Origin of the sequence: Aeromonas sp. Y289-2 (genome assembly GCF_027705925.1) — a bacterium.
Classification (GTDB): Bacteria; Pseudomonadota; Gammaproteobacteria; order Enterobacterales; family Aeromonadaceae; genus Aeromonas; species Aeromonas veronii.
In genome coordinates this window covers 244109-259248 of record NZ_JAPDCH010000003.1, presented here as the reverse complement: position 1 = coordinate 259248, position 15140 = coordinate 244109, and the positions used below count along the sequence as shown (strand labels likewise).

Below are 15140 nucleotides of genomic sequence, written 5' to 3'. Positions count from 1 at the left end.
TCCATGCGTTATTTGGTTTTATTCCTGAACAGAGTGTAGGACACCCGATCAGAGGAGTGCTTCACTCATCCTAAATGCTCTAACTATCAATGTCATAAAGTTTATGTCGAAAAGTGACCCATCTCGCTTTCTTCATGGCAAGTGGCCCTCCTTGGTTATTACTCCCCGTAGTGCTAACCTCTCGCATCCTTTTGAGGTGGGTGGCTCGCCACAGGAAAACCTCGAATTCCCGATGGCAAAAGGGCTATACTCTGCGCCCGTTGGCTAATTTTAAGACGATTGGTAGTTCTTCCATGCTGAAATGGCTCGTTCGCCTGTTTATTGTCATGATGCTGGGTGCAGTGCTGGGTGTCGCCAGCCTCATCGGTATCTACTTCTATATCAAACCCCAACTGCCCGATGTCACCGCACTGCGTGACGTCAAGCTGGCAACCCCGATGCGGGTTTACAGCCGGGATGGGGAGTTGATCGCCCAATATGGCGAAATTCGTCGCATTCCGTTGCGTCTGGACGAAATTCCGCAACCCATGATCGATGCCGTACTGGCGACCGAAGATGCACGTTTCTATGAGCACCCGGGCATTGACCCGATTGGTATCATTCGAGCTGCATCCGTCTGGGCTGTCTCCGGTCATGCCCGTCAGGGGGCCAGTACCATCACCCAGCAGGTTGCCCGCAACTTCTTCCTGAGCAATGAGAAGACCATCATCCGCAAGATCAAGGAGGTCTTCCTTGCCTGGCGGATCGAGCAGAATCTCTCAAAAGACGAGATCCTCGAACTCTACCTCAACAAAATCCCCCTCGGTTATCGCTCCTTCGGGATCGGTGCTGCGGCACAGGTTTACTTTGGTAAAGAGGTCAAGGATCTGGGACTGGACGAGATCGCCATCATTGCCGGTCTGCCGAAAGCCCCCTCCATGCTCAACCCCATCCGCTCCCCCGAACGCGCCTTTGCTCGCCGCAACGTGGTGCTGGGCCGGATGCTGGAAACCGGCAAGATCACTCAGGCCCAGTTTGACGAAGCGTCCAAGATGCCGATCAAGGCCCGTTTTCACGGCGCCGAAGTGACCCTGCACGCCCCCTATCTTGGTGAAATGGTGCGCCAGAAGATGGTCGAGCAGTTCGGTGAAGATGCTTACACCATGGGCCTGCACGTCTACACTACCGTCTCTGCCGAACGTCAGCGGGCAGCCAGACAGGCGCTGCTGGATGGCGTTTTTGCCTATGATATGCGCCACGGCTATCGCGGCCCGACGGCTCAGTTGTGGAAGGCTGGCGAGACAGCCTGGGATTACGAGCAGATCGTCGCTCACCTTGGCAAGCAGCCCACTTATGATCCGCTGATGGCGGCAGTCGTGACCAAGCTCGGTGATCGCAGCGCCACGCTGGTACTGAAGAATGGCAAGGAAGCAGAGCTCGGCTGGAATGGCATCAAATGGGCTCGCTCCTTTATTACCGACGACCGTCAGAGCTATGCCCCGAAATCGGCGCGCGATGTGCTGAAAGTCGGCGCCCAGATCTGGGTGCGGGAAGAGGGCGAAGAGTTGCTGCTGGCCCAAATCCCGGACGTCAACGCCGCGCTGGTTGCCATGAACCCGAAAAATGGGGCACTGGAAGCACTAGTCGGTGGTTTCAGCTTCGAACTATCCAAATTCAACCGGGTCGATCAGGCACGCCGCCAGATCGGTTCCAATATCAAGCCCTTCCTCTATGCGACCGCGCTGGAGCATGGCTATACCCTGGCGTCGCTCATCAACGATGCGCCGATCAACCAGTGGGATCCGTCAAAAGGACCCATGTGGCAGCCCAAGAACTCCCCGGCCGTTTATGATGGTCCCACTCCGCTGCGTCTGGGACTGGCCAAGTCCAAGAACGTGATGTCGGTTCGACTGATGCGCGCCATCGGTCTGGATACCTATATCGACGGTCTGACCCGCTTTGGCTTCCCCCGCGACTTCATCTCTCCCCATGAGTCGCTGGCACTGGGGGCTGCCGAATTCACCCCCCTCGAGGTAGTGCGTGGTTACTCGGTTCTGGCCAACGGTGGCTTCCTGGTGACCCCATACTTCATCGACAAAGTGACCGACAGTCTGGAGAACACCCTCTATCAGGCCAATCCTGCAATTGCTTGCACCACCTGCGAACAGCAGGCCGCACCCGAGCAGAGCACACTGCCGGAGCCAACTGTTGATGGAGCCGCACAAGATGGCACGCAGACCCCTCTCGCGCCAACCATTGCCCCGCATACCATCAGTGCCCAGAGTGCGTTCCTGATCACCGACACCCTGAGCACAGCCATCTGGGGTGGCAACGGCTGGCGTGGTACCGGCTGGCGTGCAGCCCGCGACCTGAAACGTCACGACATCTCCGGTAAAACCGGTACCACCAACGAATCGCGGGATGCCTGGTTCTCCGGCTACACCCCGGACATCGTTGCTACCTCATGGATCGGTTTTGACAACCACCAGCGTGGCCTTGGCCGTGCCGAGTTTGGCGGTGGCGCCGCACAGCCTATCTGGATCGACTTCATGAAAGTCGCCCTCAAAAAGCTGCCGGAGCACAAGATGCCGGTTCCCGAGGGGATCATGACAGTGAAGATTGATAGCGAAACCGGCCTGCTGGCGACCAGTGGCGGCACAGACGAATACTTCAAGGAAGGGACCGAACCGACCCGCTATGCAGCACCGAGCTCGGATGGCAATCAGGTCTACGGTGGTGACAACCCCGATGTGGAAGGGCCTGTCTCAACCGACGATATCTTCTAAGCTGCTCTCGCGGCAGAAGCAAAACCGGCAGCCTTGGCTGCCGGTTTTTTTATTGGGCCAACTGCTTGGTCATCAGCGTAGCGATCGAGGCGGCCAGCTCGTTGAAACAGGGGCGACGCACCGAGTAGTGGCGATAGAGCAGCGAGATGGTACGCCCCGGCACAGGGTCAACCACGGGCCGATAGCTCACCCCTCCCTCATCATGATCGGCAGGTACGGCCAGCTTTGGCACCAGGGTCATGCCGCTACCGGCGGCCACCATGTTGCGCAGGGTCTCGAGACTAGTTCCCTTGAAGCGTTGATCCTCACCAATCCCGCCGGCAAAACAGAATCCCATCGCCTGATCCCGCAAACAGTGGCCATCGGCCAGCATCAGCAATTTCTTGCCCTTGAGATTGCCGAGTGGCACCTGCCTGGCCTGTGCTTCGGGGTGATGGCAAGGCACCGCCAGCCACATCGGCTCATGATAGAGCTGGATTGAACCAAACCCCTCCATCCCCGGCATCTCGGCCAGAATGACGCAATCCAGCTCCCCCTCTTCCAGCCGTTTGAGCAGGGTTTGAGTCTGCTCCTCGTAGAGGTAGAACTCCAGCTGGGGAAAACGCTCACGCAGGGTCTGGATAATGCGGGGCAACAGGTAGGGGCCCACGGTCGGAATAAAACCGATATGGATCTCCCCGGACATCGGCTCGGAGAAATGCTGACCGATGCTCTTGAGCTCGCGCACCTCCTTGAGCACCCGACGCGCCTGATGGGCCATGGCATCGCCAGCCGGAGTAAACAGCACCTTGCGCGAGGTACGTTCGATCAGAATGACCCCGAGTTCATCCTCCAGCTTGCGCAGCTGGCCGCTCAGGGTGGGTTGACTGACAAAACAGCGTTCAGCAGCTTTGCGAAAATGTTTTTCCTCATCCAGCGCCACCAGATATTCGAGATCGCGAAGATTCATACAGCAAGAGTCCTGCCTGGAAAATGGGCCATCAGCATGCACAATATCGTCCGGCGGGACAAGTCATCCACTTGCAGTGAGCCTCTCTGGCTCCCCCTCCAAAACAGAAAAGCCCGATCACCTTGCGGTAATCGGGCGGTTTGGCTCGCCGAGGGATTACACCCTGAAACGGCGCACCATATCCTGCAACTGGGTGGCCAAATGGTTCAGCTCGTTGCACGCCTGAGCCATCTGGGTGGCACCAGCGGCCACCTCTTCGGAAGCATGGCTGATATTGACCACGTTGCGGTTGAGCTCCTCGCTCACCGCTCCCTGCTCTTCGGTGGCCGTTGCAATCTGGATGTTCATGTGGGAGATGCTGCTGACCGAGCCACTGATCTGGGAGATAGACTCGCCCGCTTCCCGCGCGGTAGCAACCGTGGTATTCATCAGCTCCTGACTCTGTTGCATGGTACTGCCCGCCTGTTCGGCACGCTGCTGCAACTCGGCAATGATGGTGTTGATCTGGGAGGTGGAGTCCTGAGTGCGCTTGGCCAGAGTACGCACCTCATCGGCCACCACCGCAAACCCCCGCCCCTGCTCACCGGCACGGGCCGCTTCAATGGCGGCGTTCAATGCCAGCAGGTTGGTCTGTTCGGCAATGCCACGGATCACCTCTAGCACCATACCGATATTGCGGCTGTCATCGCCCAGTTGGCGGATCACCACCGCAGTGCTCTCGATAGCACCGGCGACCCGTTCGATGCGCAGAATGGAGTCATTCACCGTTTGCGCACCAAGTTCGGCAGTCTCACTGGCCGAGGTGGCGGCACTGGCCGCATCGCTGGTATTGCGAGAGACCTCCTGCACCGTGGCTTGCATCTCGTTCATCGCCGTCGCCAGCTGGTTCAGCTCATGTTGCTGAGCATTCATATTGTTGGCTGACTGGCTGGCAACAGAGCTGATCTCCTCCGCGGCGGAACTCAGTTGCACCACAGAGCCCGACACTTCACTCACCAGAGTGCGCAGATTGGTCTGCATTTCACCAAACCCTTTGGCAAGGGTTCCCAGTTCATCATTGTTGAACTGCTGCATATCGATGCGGGAGGTGAGATCACCAGAGGAGACCCGCCGGGTCTGTTCCAGCAACGCCATCACCGGATTGCGGATCTGACCGGTCAGCAGCCAGGCAATTGCCACAACAAAACCCAGCGTCACCAGACTGACAATGACGCTCATGGTTCTGGCACTGCTGTAGAGCGCCTCCACATCTTTTGTCATCTGGGCCGCAATCTCGTTATTGATTTCCCGCAGGCGGAAGGATTTTGCTCCCACCTCCTCCAGCGCGACCCGGGTTTCGTTTTTGCGCAGACTTCTGACTCGCTCCAGATCGCCAGCAGCGAAGGCGCTCAACAGTTGGTCATGCACCGCAAAATACTTGGCCCCCGCCGCAACCACCTGCTCATAAACCTGTTTCTCTTCACCTGTAGTGAAAGCTAAAGCACCGTATTTTTGGGCTGCTTGCTCAAATTCCTGCCTGGCCTTATTGAAGGTCAGGGTGCGATCGCTTACCTCTTGATCATCCTTGTTCAGACCACCGATGACCTGGGCCAGCTCTGAGCGGCGCGCATCCAGAATGGCAACATGCATCTGGCTGGCATAGCGGGTTGACGGCAGCAGGTTGTCAGTGATGGTTTCGGTATCACCATAGAGCTTTGCCAACTGGCTGATAGAAAACCAGGCCAAGCCCAGTACCAGCAGTGCCAGGATGGCAAATCCGGCACTCAATTTCTGGCCGATAGACATGTTTTTGAACATATGGGGGCTTCCTTGAAATGAGTCTGCACTCCCGCAACATCCGCCGGGAATGGTCACATAGAGCATAGTCTGCAAGCAGAAAGTCGAAGGCTTTCATATCGCTTCTGCATACAGGAATATCGGCCCGTTCACTTCACTTCTAAAGAGACCTTGTCCGTTCACATTCTAATAACTATTCCATCAACTCAAGAAGATGCTGACGCAACCCGGCAGGATCGCCCAAAAAGTCAGCCACTCGAACAGCACTCACCTTACCGTTGTGCATCAACCCAAGGGTGGGATAACCCTGACCGCCCAGCCGTTTCATCCAGCCCTGGCTATCTGCCAGATGTTGCAGCAAGGGGGCCTGCAGATAAGCTTGTTGGAATTCCTCGGCTGAAATCCCCTGCTCTGCCGCCAGCGTGGCGAGAAATGCCGGCTCACCAATCCAGATCCCGTCCCGATAGTGGGATTGCTGGATCCGGTGCAACATGACCAGCCCATCGCCCCCCAACGCCGTGACGGCCAAAACCGCACGGATCGGCGGCTCGGAGTCCAGCAGACAGCCCTCCCGCAGCAGCAGTTCGTTAAAGTAGCGTTCGCCAAAATGCTGGCCGGTCAGCGCTTCGATCCGCTGATCATGGGGGCGCACATAATCACGCAATGCCTCGCCCATCGGCTGACGGCGACTCCCCAGCCAGAGACCGCCCGCATGCAGCTCGATCTTGAGCCCAGCAATGGTGGCTGCCGCCTGCAACAGGGGGGCGGCACCGTAGCACCAGCCACAGAGCGGGTCATAGACATAATAGAGGGTGGTTTGTTGTTCGCTCATCTTCATTCTCACTTCAATCTCGGATAAAAAACCGGGCCCTTAGGCCCGGTAAAAAACACAGGGAAAGCAGGCTCAGTGGCTTACCACTTCATCTCGCCGGTATTGACCTTGGCACCGATGGCCAGACCATCGTCAACCGGCAGTGCCGGATAGGCTTTCTTCAGAGCCTCAATCAGCTCACCGGAGTTTTTCGCCTTGGCCAGCTCCTGTTCGAAACGCTCTACATAGTCACGGGTAAAGGTCACAGCAGCAGTGCCTTTGGGAGCAGTCCCCAGGAAGTGGCCCGGTACCACGCGCTCGGGTTTCAGGGCCAGCAGGTTGTCCAGCGCCTTGACCCAGTTGCTGCGGGCCGCCTTGGTCTGGCTGTCCGCCATCCAGACATGCACCCCGTGGTAGACCGGTACACCACCAAAAGCAGTCTTGATGGAAGGAGCCCAGAGGTAGGCATTCGGGGTGTTCATCTCTTTGATCTCAATCTTCTCGCCATCCAGCGTCAGGTGGCTGGCGGTCATCACTTGCGGCACGGTCAGGCTCTTCGGTGCACCCTTGCCGAGGATCGGGCTCCAGTAGCTCAGCTTGGCATCCTTGGTCTGGTTGATGTGGTCAACCACGTGCTGATCGGCCAGCACTTTGACATCCGGAAACGCCGCCATGACCGGCTCCAGACCGAAGTAGAAGTCGGGGTCACCGGCACTGATATAGACAGTGGTCAGCTTCTTGCCACTCTTCTTGATCATGTCGACCAGCGCCTGACCATTTTGCACATCGAATTGGGCATCGATCAGGATGGCCTCTTTGTCACCGGTCACCAGTGAGGAGGAGACCGGGAAGATCGCCTTCTCGCCAGGGTTGTAGACGGTCACGCTCAGGGGGGCGGCCAGTGCAGCGCCACTCAGCAGGGTGGTCGCCAGAGTCAGGTTGCGGATCAGGGTGTTGTTCATCATCTATTCCTCATTAAGTATTCGGGGGTTCATTTGATGGACACAGTGTATTGGATCAATTAAGGTGCAAATACAGCATAAAAAGCGCATCACTGTTGCACATATCGAACATATAGAGAACCATACATGGATCGACTGACCGCATTGCGGGTCTTTGTCAGCGTAGTCGAACAAGGGAGCCTGAGCGGCGCCGGAGAGAAACTGGATATGTCGCGCGCCATGGTGTCTCGCTATCTGGCCGAGCTGGAGAGCTGGATGGGCGCCCGCCTGCTGCACCGCACCACCCGTCGTCTGAGCCTGACAGGGCCGGGAGAGGAGGCGCTGAACCGGGCCCGCGCCATGCTGGCGCTCGGCGAAGAGATGGAGCAGATCGCCGTGAAGGGAGATGACGCCCCCAAGGGACAACTGCGGATCACCAGCAGCTACTCCCTGTCAGAAGCGCTGCTGGTCGGGGCGGCCAACGACTATCTGGCGCAATACCCGGGGACGGCCATCGACATTCTGCTGCTCGACAGAACCGTCAATCTGGTAGAGGAGCGGATCGATCTGGCGGTGCGCATCACCAACGACCTCGACCCCAATCTGGTGGCACGTCGTCTCGGCACCTGCCACTCGGTAGTCTGTGCCAGTCCGGCCTATCTGGCCCGTCATCCGATGCCACACAAGGTGCAGGATTTGGCGCTGCACAACTGCCTCACCTACACCTACTTCGGCAAGAGCCTGTGGGAGTTCAATGGACCGGACGGTCCCGAGTCAGTGCCGGTCAGCGGTAACCTGAGCGCCAATATCTCCAACCTGCTGCTGGAAGCAACGCTGGAAGGCGCAGGGATCAGCCTGCAACCCCGCTACTCGGCACAACCCTATCTGGAGCGCGGGGAACTGGTGCCCCTACTGACCGACTGGCAGCCCAAGCGCCTCGGGGTCTATGGGGTGTATGCCACCCGCAAGCAGATGTCGCCGCTACTGCGCAGCTTCCTCGATTTTCTGCTGGCCCGCATGGCGGCGGATCCCATCTGGCAGGAGTAAGCACTCCGCACACCCAAACATAACGAAGGGGCCGCTGCGGGCCCCTTCTTCACTCTGATCCCTTGATCAGGCTTCAAATCCGAATGATTCTGAGTGCGGCGCTTCCGGCTGCGCACTCTCGTCCAGGAAAATATCCCGATAAGCCACATAGATGGAGTAGTTGAGCGCCGGGATCACCACCAGCAGACCTACCAGCAACAGCACAGCGCCAAACAGCAACAAAATGGCTGAGAGCAGCCCCCACCAGAAGAAGGGAAAAATATTGCGCCAGCAGCCGAAGAAACTCAGCCGTACCGCCTGGATGATGCCGATATCGTGGTGGTAGATCAGCGCCGGAGCAAAGGTGACCCCCATCAGCACGGGAATGATGAGCAGCATCCCCACCAGCAATACCAGCAGCAGCTGTTGCAACTGGCTGGCTGAGACCACCATGCTCTCGGGATCCTGCGTCAGCAGCGGGAGCAGCCCCCACATGGAGAGCAGACCGAGACAGACGAGGCCAACTAGGCTGAACAGCAGCAACACCAGCAGACCGCCTAGCATCAGCGGGGTCAACTTGTGGCGAAAACCGGCGAAGAGATCGGCAAACTGCAGCGGCTCCCCCCGATAACCCCGAGCGGCGACCGCCACCCAACCCGCGCCCCACACCATGTAGAGCAGCTGGGAGATAAGGCCACCCGCCGGCAGTTGCTCCAGCAGCATACCCACCATAAACCAGACCAGCACCATGGCCACGCTGATCCCCATCCCCTTGTTGAAGATATCGAACCCGCTGCGAACCCAGAGCCAGCCACGACCTGTCGTGTACCGGGCCGGAGTGGTGCGCAAAGGGGGTAATCCGTTCATATCGTCTCCTCGGAGTGTCGGTGGCATCAGTGCCGGAAGCCGATTCTAGAGCCAGGGCGGGGGCGACTCAATGGCGAAGCAACCCGACCACGACATAAAACCTGACGCAGCGATGCACAAAAGGGGCGTCAGCCACGCCCCGCCTCTGGCTGCCCCGACCATAACGAGGCACAATCAGCCCCCTTCCCCAGCCGCACCTGTCGTGGCCTACGTGTCGTGATCACCCTTTAGTGATCGGCGAATGCCGGACAGGGGGTTGTCATCCCGCCATCCCGGGCGTTTTAACATCGAGTGGTATCGTCATGAGAGTTGTTTGTTGTCTGTTGTTGTTCCTGACCAGCCAGTCAGCCCTGGCCGAGGGTTTTATCAGTCGCCTGCTCAACCATCCGGTGCCGGGTGGCGTTGCGGTGATCCCTCTTGGCACGTCACCCACTGCCCCCACGGCCCGCTATCATGACAAACCCGTGCTGGTAGTGCGCGAAGACAACCAGTGGATCGCCATCGTCGGCATATCTCTGAAAAGCAAACTCGGCGCCCAGCAACTGACCACAGGTGATGGCCGTACTCTCGACTTCACCGTCACCCCCAAGCACTACCGCGAACAGCACATCAAGCTCAAGAACAGCCGTCAGGTCAATCCGCTCGCCGAGGATATGACACGTATCAACCGCGAGCTGGCGGAGCAGACCCGGGCTTACCAGACCTTCAGCCCCAACCAGCCGAGCAACCTGATGTTCGACAAGCCGGTCAACGGCCCCCTCTCCAGCCCGTTTGGCCTGCGTCGTTTCTTCAATGGCGAGGAGCGCAATCCCCACTCCGGCCTCGACTTCGCCGTGGGCGCCGGCACCCCGATCAAGTCCCCCGCCGCAGGCAAAGTGATCCTGATCGGCAACTACTTCTTCAATGGCAATACCGTCTTTGTCGACCACGGTCAGGGGCTCATCAGCATGTTCTGCCACATGTCGAAGATCGATGTGAAGCTCGGTCAGAGCCTGCCGCGTGGCGGCATCGTCGGGCGAGTCGGCTCAACCGGCCGCGCTACCGGCCCCCATATGCACTGGAACGTCAGCCTCAACGACACCCGGGTCGATCCCGCCATCTTTATCGGTGCCTTCAAGTCCTGAATCGGCAGAGCCCGTTAACAAAACATCCTCTAACAAAACAGGCAGCCCATGGCTGCCTGTCTGCTGTCTGCACGTCGAACCTGATTACCTATCCGGCAAGCGTGTGGGCGCCGGACTCCCGACGCATCGCCCGCCACATCACCAACACCAGCAATGAGCTGCACGTTGGCAATGCCAGCCAGACGCCGGGCACGCCCCACAGGGTCGAGAAGCCCCACAAGAAACCGCCAATCAGCACCAGCTTGCCGCCGGTGAGCAAGGAGGCGATGCGGGCCCGATTGATGGCCTGGAAGTAGGTGGCCCCCACCAGCAGCAAGCCCTCCATCGGCAGCCCCCAGAAGTAGAGCCAGATCCCGAGACTCGCCACCGGCAGCAGGGTGGCGTTGTCGCCGGCAAACAGATAGACCGCCGCCTCCGGCCACAGATAAAGCGGGAACATCGCGGATAGGGCGATCCCCAACGTCACTCCGAGTGCCAGATTGCGGATCCGCAGCACACGCCGCCAGTGACCGGCGCCCGCGTTAAAGCTGGCGATGGGCTGGATACCCATGGCGATCCCCTCAAACACCAGATAGAAGAAGGCCTCGGTGTAACTGATCACCCCGTAGGCCGCCACATGCAGCGAAGTACCCACCGCAAGCAACGCCTTGTTGTGCAGCGCCAGCACTACCGAGAGATAGAGGTACATTAGAAAACTGGAGACCCCGAGGCGCACCGTCTCGCCCATCAGCCGTAGATCGGGGCGCAAGGTGTCCCAGCTTATCCGCAGCTGGCTGCGCGGCGTGAAGAAGTGCCACAGGCAGGCGAGGCCCGTCACCGCCTGGGAAAGCATAGTGGCGGTCGCCACCCCGGCCAGTCCGAACGGAAACACCACCATCAACAGATAGTCGAGCAGCACGTTGAGCAGCCCCCCGACTACCATGATGAGGGTGACAAATCCGGGGCGGCCATCGTTGCGCAGCAGCGAGCTGAACGCCATCGACAGCACCGCAAAGACGCCGAGCCAGGCGTAGGCTTGCAGGTAGGAGAGCCCGGCGGTGAAGATCTCCCCCTCCGCCCCCATCCAGGCCAGCATGGGCTCGCCATAACGGATCCCGATAAAACTGAGCAGTGCCGAGGCAAGCAACACCATCACCAGCGCATTGCCGACGATATGGCGGGCTTTGGCCGGGTTGCCCTGCCCCAGATAGAAGGAGACCAACGACGAGGCCCCCATACCGATCAGCGCCCCCACCGCATAGAGCACGGCACAGATGGGATAAGCCAACATCAGACCGGCCATGCCATCCTGACCCAGCACATGGCCAACGAAGATGCCATCGATGGTGACATAGATGCCGGTGATCAGCATGGCCGCCACGGTCGGGGTTACGTAACGCCAGAAAAGGCGAGACAGCGGGGCTGTGCCCAGATCAACAGCTGACATATTCGACTCGGTGGAGAGAAAGCGGCCGGGATCATAGCGAAACGGCAGCACGACTTCCTGTTATTTGTGTTATGAATCATTAATATAGACTGCTTTACCCGCCTCCCTGCCCTGTTTTAGGCTAGGGCCACCTCTTCTGAACGGAAACGAGCCTCATGTTGCAACGCCTGCTCACCCTCTTGCTGCTCTCCCTTATCTTGTTGCCGCCAGCCGTGCGCGCCGACGATGCCATTGCCCAGGCCGAATCCCTGTTGCAAAGCGTGCCCAAGAGCGATACCCCGGAAAACCAGAAGCTGCGGGAGAGCTACCAGCAGGCACTGCAATTTGCCAGAGAGGCCGAGCGCTACCGTGAACAGAGCAAAGCCTATCAGCAGATCCTTATCGATTACCCCAAGGAGTCGGCACGGCTCAAGGAGAGCCTGCACAACTATCAACCCGCAGCTCGCCCGCCGCTGGCGAGCCTCAAGGAGGAGGCGCTGCGCCAGGCCATAGGCTTGAGCAGCAACCGCCAGCTCAACCTGCGCAAGGAGCGGCAGGGGGTGATGGACAGCCTCAACCAGCTGGAGAGCACCGGTCAGGAGTATCACCTGCGGGTGGATGATCTGCGCAAGCAGCTGCAACTGACCCGCAGCCAGCTGGAGCGACTGAGCTTCAGCAGCGAATCGGATCGCCAGCAGGAGGCACAACTGCTGCTGACCAGAATGAAGGAGCAGAGCCTCTCCGACCGGATCCAGATGCTGGAGCTGGAGCAGCTCTCGGCCCAGCAGCGCAACGATCTCGGCAAGCTGAAGCTGCAGGAGCTCAATCTGGCCATCGCCGACGAGGATGAGTGGCAAGCCAGCCTGCTGACCCAACAGAACCAGCTGCGGCGGGAGAAGACCGAGCAGGCGCTGGAGGAGAGCGAGCGGCTGCGCAAACAGCTCACCACCGACATGCCGCTGCTGCTGGAGCAGCAACAGCAGAATCAGGCGCTCTCCATCCAGCTCGGCACGCTGGAGGATCAGATTGAGCGGGTGCAGGACGAGCAGCGCAACGTCGACAAGAATCTGTTTGAACTGAATGAGCTGGTCAACTCGGTACGCGAACAGCTGGAGTGGCTGCAGATCAGTAATGCCTACGGCGAGAACCTGCGCAGCAAACTCTCCGATCTGCCTCCCCAGTTCCCCCTCGACAAGCTGGAGTCCGCCATCGTCAGCGCCCGCATGGCCAAGTACCAGTACGAGAGCGAGCAGGATGGGCTCAAGGATACCCGCCAGCTGCGCGACAAGCTGATGGCCGAAGAGGAGGTAACGCTCGATCGGCCGCAGCAAGCGGTGCTCGACAACCTGCTCAAGGCCCGGCGCCAACTGCTGACCCGGCTCAACGACGCCTCAGACACCCTCATTCAGGAGCAGACCCGCCTCAAACTGCTCTACAGCCGCCAGAACAGCAAGATCGACGAGATCCGCGAAATAAGCGCCAGCCACCTGTTCTGGATGCCGGATGTGCGCCCCTTTACCCCACAGGTCATGCTCGGCATTCCTGCCGCGCTGACCCTGGCCTTCAACCCGGACAACTGGTTGCAACTGCCCTACGCCATCGCCGAAAACAGCCCGCTGAGCCTCACGCTGGCCGGTATTGGTCTGCTGGTGCTGGCCTGGAGCTGGTTCAAACTGGCCCGTCATCTGAGCCTCTATTGCGACCATATTGCGCCGCGGATCGGCAAGGTGACCCAGGACAAATTCAGCCTCACCAGCCGCTTGCTGCTGCGATCCCTGCTTGCCGCCCTCCCCTTGCCCGCCATGGTGTTGATGGTACGCGGCCTGCTCGAAGGGGCCTGGCAATACCCGTTTGCAGTGGCGGTGGCGCGCGGCCTTGGCGAGATCTGGTTTCTGCTGCTGGCACTGGTGATGGCCCGCCACCTGACGCTGGAGCGGGGGATTTTGATCCACCACTTCCGCTGGCCCCGGGAACAGGTGCAAAAGGTGTGGGGGCAGTTTCGCACCCTGCTGCTGGTGCTGATCCCGAGTTTCTTTGTGCAGGGGATGGCCAACAGCTATCAGGAGCACGCCTTCTACGACTCCCTCGGCCGGATGGCCTTCATGATCGGTGCACTCTGGCTGCTGCTCTTCTTTGCCCGTCTCAACCGGGAGCGATTGCCGCTCACCTGGGGCCAGACCGACATGACCAAGCCCCATCTGCTGCACCACTTCATCTGGAACAGCCTGATGCTGGCGCCGCTGCTGGCGGTGATTGGCGCCCTGTTTGGCTACTTCTATACCTCGCGCACCCTGCTGCGCCAGCTGGAGCTTAGCCTGCTGATGGGGCTGGGTTGCCTGCTGGTCTACTATCTGGCCAGACGCTGGATGCTGATCCAGCGCCGCCGCCTCGCCTTCGAGCGCGCCAAGAGCAAGCGGGCCGAGATCCTGGCCCAGCGCGGCCGGGAAGAGGGACAAGACGAGCTCAGCTCCGAGACCCCGGACGTGGTGGAAGAGACTGAACTGGATCTCGATACCATCAGCGCACAGTCGCTGGGGCTGGTGCGCACCCTGCTGATGCTGGGCTTCACCATGCTGGTGGTGGTGCAATGGTCGGATCTCAACTCAGCGTTCAGTTTCCTCAGCAATATCGAGGTGTGGCAGGTAAGCAGCAAGATTGGCGGCATCGAGCAGCTCTCGGCCATCACCTTGCAGGATCTGATGCTGACCGCCTTCGTTTTCATTCTGACCGTGGTGACTGCCCGCAACCTGCCGGGGCTGATGGAGCTGACCCTGCTGCAACACCTCAGCCTCTCCCCGGGTACCGGCTTTGCCCTCACGACCACCAGCAAGTATCTGGTGATCCTGATCGGTGCCCTCACCGGCTTCTCCATGCTCGGCATCGACTGGTCGAAGACCCAGTGGCTGGTCGCCGCCCTCTCGGTGGGGCTGGGTTTCGGCCTGCAGGAGATCTTCGCCAACTTTGTCTCCGGCCTCATCATCCTGTTTGAGAAGCCGATCCGGCTCGGTGACACCGTCACCATCCGCGATCTCACCGGCACCGTCACCAAGATCAAGACCCGGGCAACCACCATAGTGGATTGGGATCGCAAGGAGATCATCGTGCCCAACAAGGCCTTCATCACCGAGCAGTTCATCAACTGGTCGCTCTCCGATGCCATCACCCGGGTCAAACTGCGGATCCGGATCGGCCTGACCCGGGATCCGAAACTGGTGCAGCGCATTCTGGAAGAGTCCATCCAGGCATCGACCCTGGTATTGGAGACGCCGACGCCAGAGGTGTTCCTGATCGAATTCACCGACTCGGCACTGATCTACGAGATCCGCCTCTACGTCAACAACATGGATCACCGGATGCCCATCACCCACGAGGTTCACTCGCTGGTGCTGGAGAAGATGCAGCAGCAGGGACTTACCCTGCCCCATCAACAGATCGACGTTCACCTGAGCCGCGGCTGATCCGCGAGGTAAAAGGAG

At 59.5% G+C, this 15140-nt stretch carries 10 protein-coding genes; 4 read left to right on the top strand and 6 right to left on the bottom strand.

Annotation, left to right across the window (positions count from 1 at the left end; translation table 11 throughout):
• Positions 1 to 293 precede the first annotated feature (293 nt).
• On the top strand, positions 294 to 2765 hold the full coding sequence (locus OKC43_RS07600; RefSeq protein WP_042054572.1) for a penicillin-binding protein 1A: 2472 nt from the start codon (positions 294 to 296) through the stop codon (positions 2763 to 2765).
• A gap of 49 nt (positions 2766 to 2814) precedes the next feature.
• On the opposite strand, the gene oxyR is transcribed toward OKC43_RS07600, so the two are convergent.
• The 4 genes from oxyR to OKC43_RS07580 form a co-directional block, all read right to left on the bottom strand.
• On the bottom strand, positions 2815 to 3714 hold the full coding sequence (oxyR, locus tag OKC43_RS07595; protein WP_021229787.1) for a DNA-binding transcriptional regulator OxyR: 900 nt from the start codon (positions 3712 to 3714) through the stop codon (positions 2815 to 2817).
• Between the two features lie 156 nt (positions 3715 to 3870).
• Positions 3871 to 5511: a methyl-accepting chemotaxis protein gene (locus OKC43_RS07590; protein WP_005354004.1), complete on the bottom strand. Its 1641-nt coding sequence runs from the start codon at positions 5509 to 5511 to the stop codon at positions 3871 to 3873.
• Between the two features lie 172 nt (positions 5512 to 5683).
• Complete coding sequence (locus tag OKC43_RS07585) at positions 5684 to 6328, bottom strand: DsbA family protein (protein WP_236271596.1); 645 nt, start codon at positions 6326 to 6328, stop codon at positions 5684 to 5686.
• A gap of 74 nt (positions 6329 to 6402) precedes the next feature.
• On the bottom strand, positions 6403 to 7263 hold the full coding sequence (locus OKC43_RS07580; RefSeq protein WP_005335035.1) for a Vmh family MBL fold metallo-hydrolase: 861 nt from the start codon (positions 7261 to 7263) through the stop codon (positions 6403 to 6405).
• Positions 7264 to 7389: 126 nt separating this feature from the next.
• On the opposite strand from OKC43_RS07580, the gene OKC43_RS07575 reads away from it, so the two are divergent.
• The gene (locus tag OKC43_RS07575; protein ID WP_005362277.1) at positions 7390 to 8289 is read left to right on the top strand and encodes a LysR family transcriptional regulator; all 900 of its coding nucleotides are present in this window, start codon (positions 7390 to 7392) and stop codon (positions 8287 to 8289) included.
• Positions 8290 to 8355: 66 nt separating this feature from the next.
• Here OKC43_RS07575 and OKC43_RS07570 read toward each other — a convergent pair whose 3' ends face one another.
• Positions 8356 to 9135 (bottom strand): BPSS1780 family membrane protein, encoded by a 780-nt coding sequence (locus tag OKC43_RS07570; protein WP_236271595.1) that lies wholly within the window; start codon positions 9133 to 9135, stop codon positions 8356 to 8358.
• 302 nt (positions 9136 to 9437) lie between these two features.
• On the opposite strand from OKC43_RS07570, the gene OKC43_RS07565 reads away from it, so the two are divergent.
• The gene (locus tag OKC43_RS07565; protein ID WP_236271594.1) at positions 9438 to 10259 is read left to right on the top strand and encodes a peptidoglycan DD-metalloendopeptidase family protein; all 822 of its coding nucleotides are present in this window, start codon (positions 9438 to 9440) and stop codon (positions 10257 to 10259) included.
• Between the two features lie 88 nt (positions 10260 to 10347).
• Here OKC43_RS07565 and OKC43_RS07560 read toward each other — a convergent pair whose 3' ends face one another.
• A complete protein-coding gene (locus OKC43_RS07560) occupies positions 10348 to 11685 on the bottom strand; it encodes an MATE family efflux transporter (RefSeq protein WP_236271593.1) in 1338 nt (445 codons plus the stop codon).
• Between the two features lie 155 nt (positions 11686 to 11840).
• Here OKC43_RS07560 and mscM point away from each other — a divergent pair, with 155 nt between their 5' ends.
• Positions 11841 to 15122, top strand: a complete 3282-nt coding sequence (gene mscM / locus OKC43_RS07555) for a miniconductance mechanosensitive channel MscM (protein WP_236271592.1) — start codon at positions 11841 to 11843, stop codon at positions 15120 to 15122.
• The last annotated feature ends 18 nt before the right edge of the window (positions 15123 to 15140 follow it).

Bases quoted from the DNA above. Each gene is read 5' to 3' on its own strand.
- OKC43_RS07570 (WP_236271595.1), bottom strand. From the start codon at position 9,135: ATGAACGGATTACCCCCTTTGCGCACCACTCCGGCCCGGTACACGACA.
- OKC43_RS07575 (WP_005362277.1), top strand. From the start codon at position 7,390: ATGGATCGACTGACCGCATTGCGGGTCTTTGTCAGCGTAGTCGAACAA.
- OKC43_RS07590 (WP_005354004.1), bottom strand. From the start codon at position 5,511: ATGTTCAAAAACATGTCTATCGGCCAGAAATTGAGTGCCGGATTTGCC.
- OKC43_RS07585 (WP_236271596.1), bottom strand. From the start codon at position 6,328: ATGAAGATGAGCGAACAACAAACCACCCTCTATTATGTCTATGACCCG.
- mscM (WP_236271592.1), top strand. From the start codon at position 11,841: ATGTTGCAACGCCTGCTCACCCTCTTGCTGCTCTCCCTTATCTTGTTG.
- OKC43_RS07565 (WP_236271594.1), top strand. From the start codon at position 9,438: ATGAGAGTTGTTTGTTGTCTGTTGTTGTTCCTGACCAGCCAGTCAGCC.
- oxyR (WP_021229787.1), bottom strand. From the start codon at position 3,714: ATGAATCTTCGCGATCTCGAATATCTGGTGGCGCTGGATGAGGAAAAA.
- OKC43_RS07580 (WP_005335035.1), bottom strand. From the start codon at position 7,263: ATGAACAACACCCTGATCCGCAACCTGACTCTGGCGACCACCCTGCTG.
- OKC43_RS07600 (WP_042054572.1), top strand. From the start codon at position 294: ATGCTGAAATGGCTCGTTCGCCTGTTTATTGTCATGATGCTGGGTGCA.
- OKC43_RS07560 (WP_236271593.1), bottom strand. From the start codon at position 11,685: ATGTCAGCTGTTGATCTGGGCACAGCCCCGCTGTCTCGCCTTTTCTGG.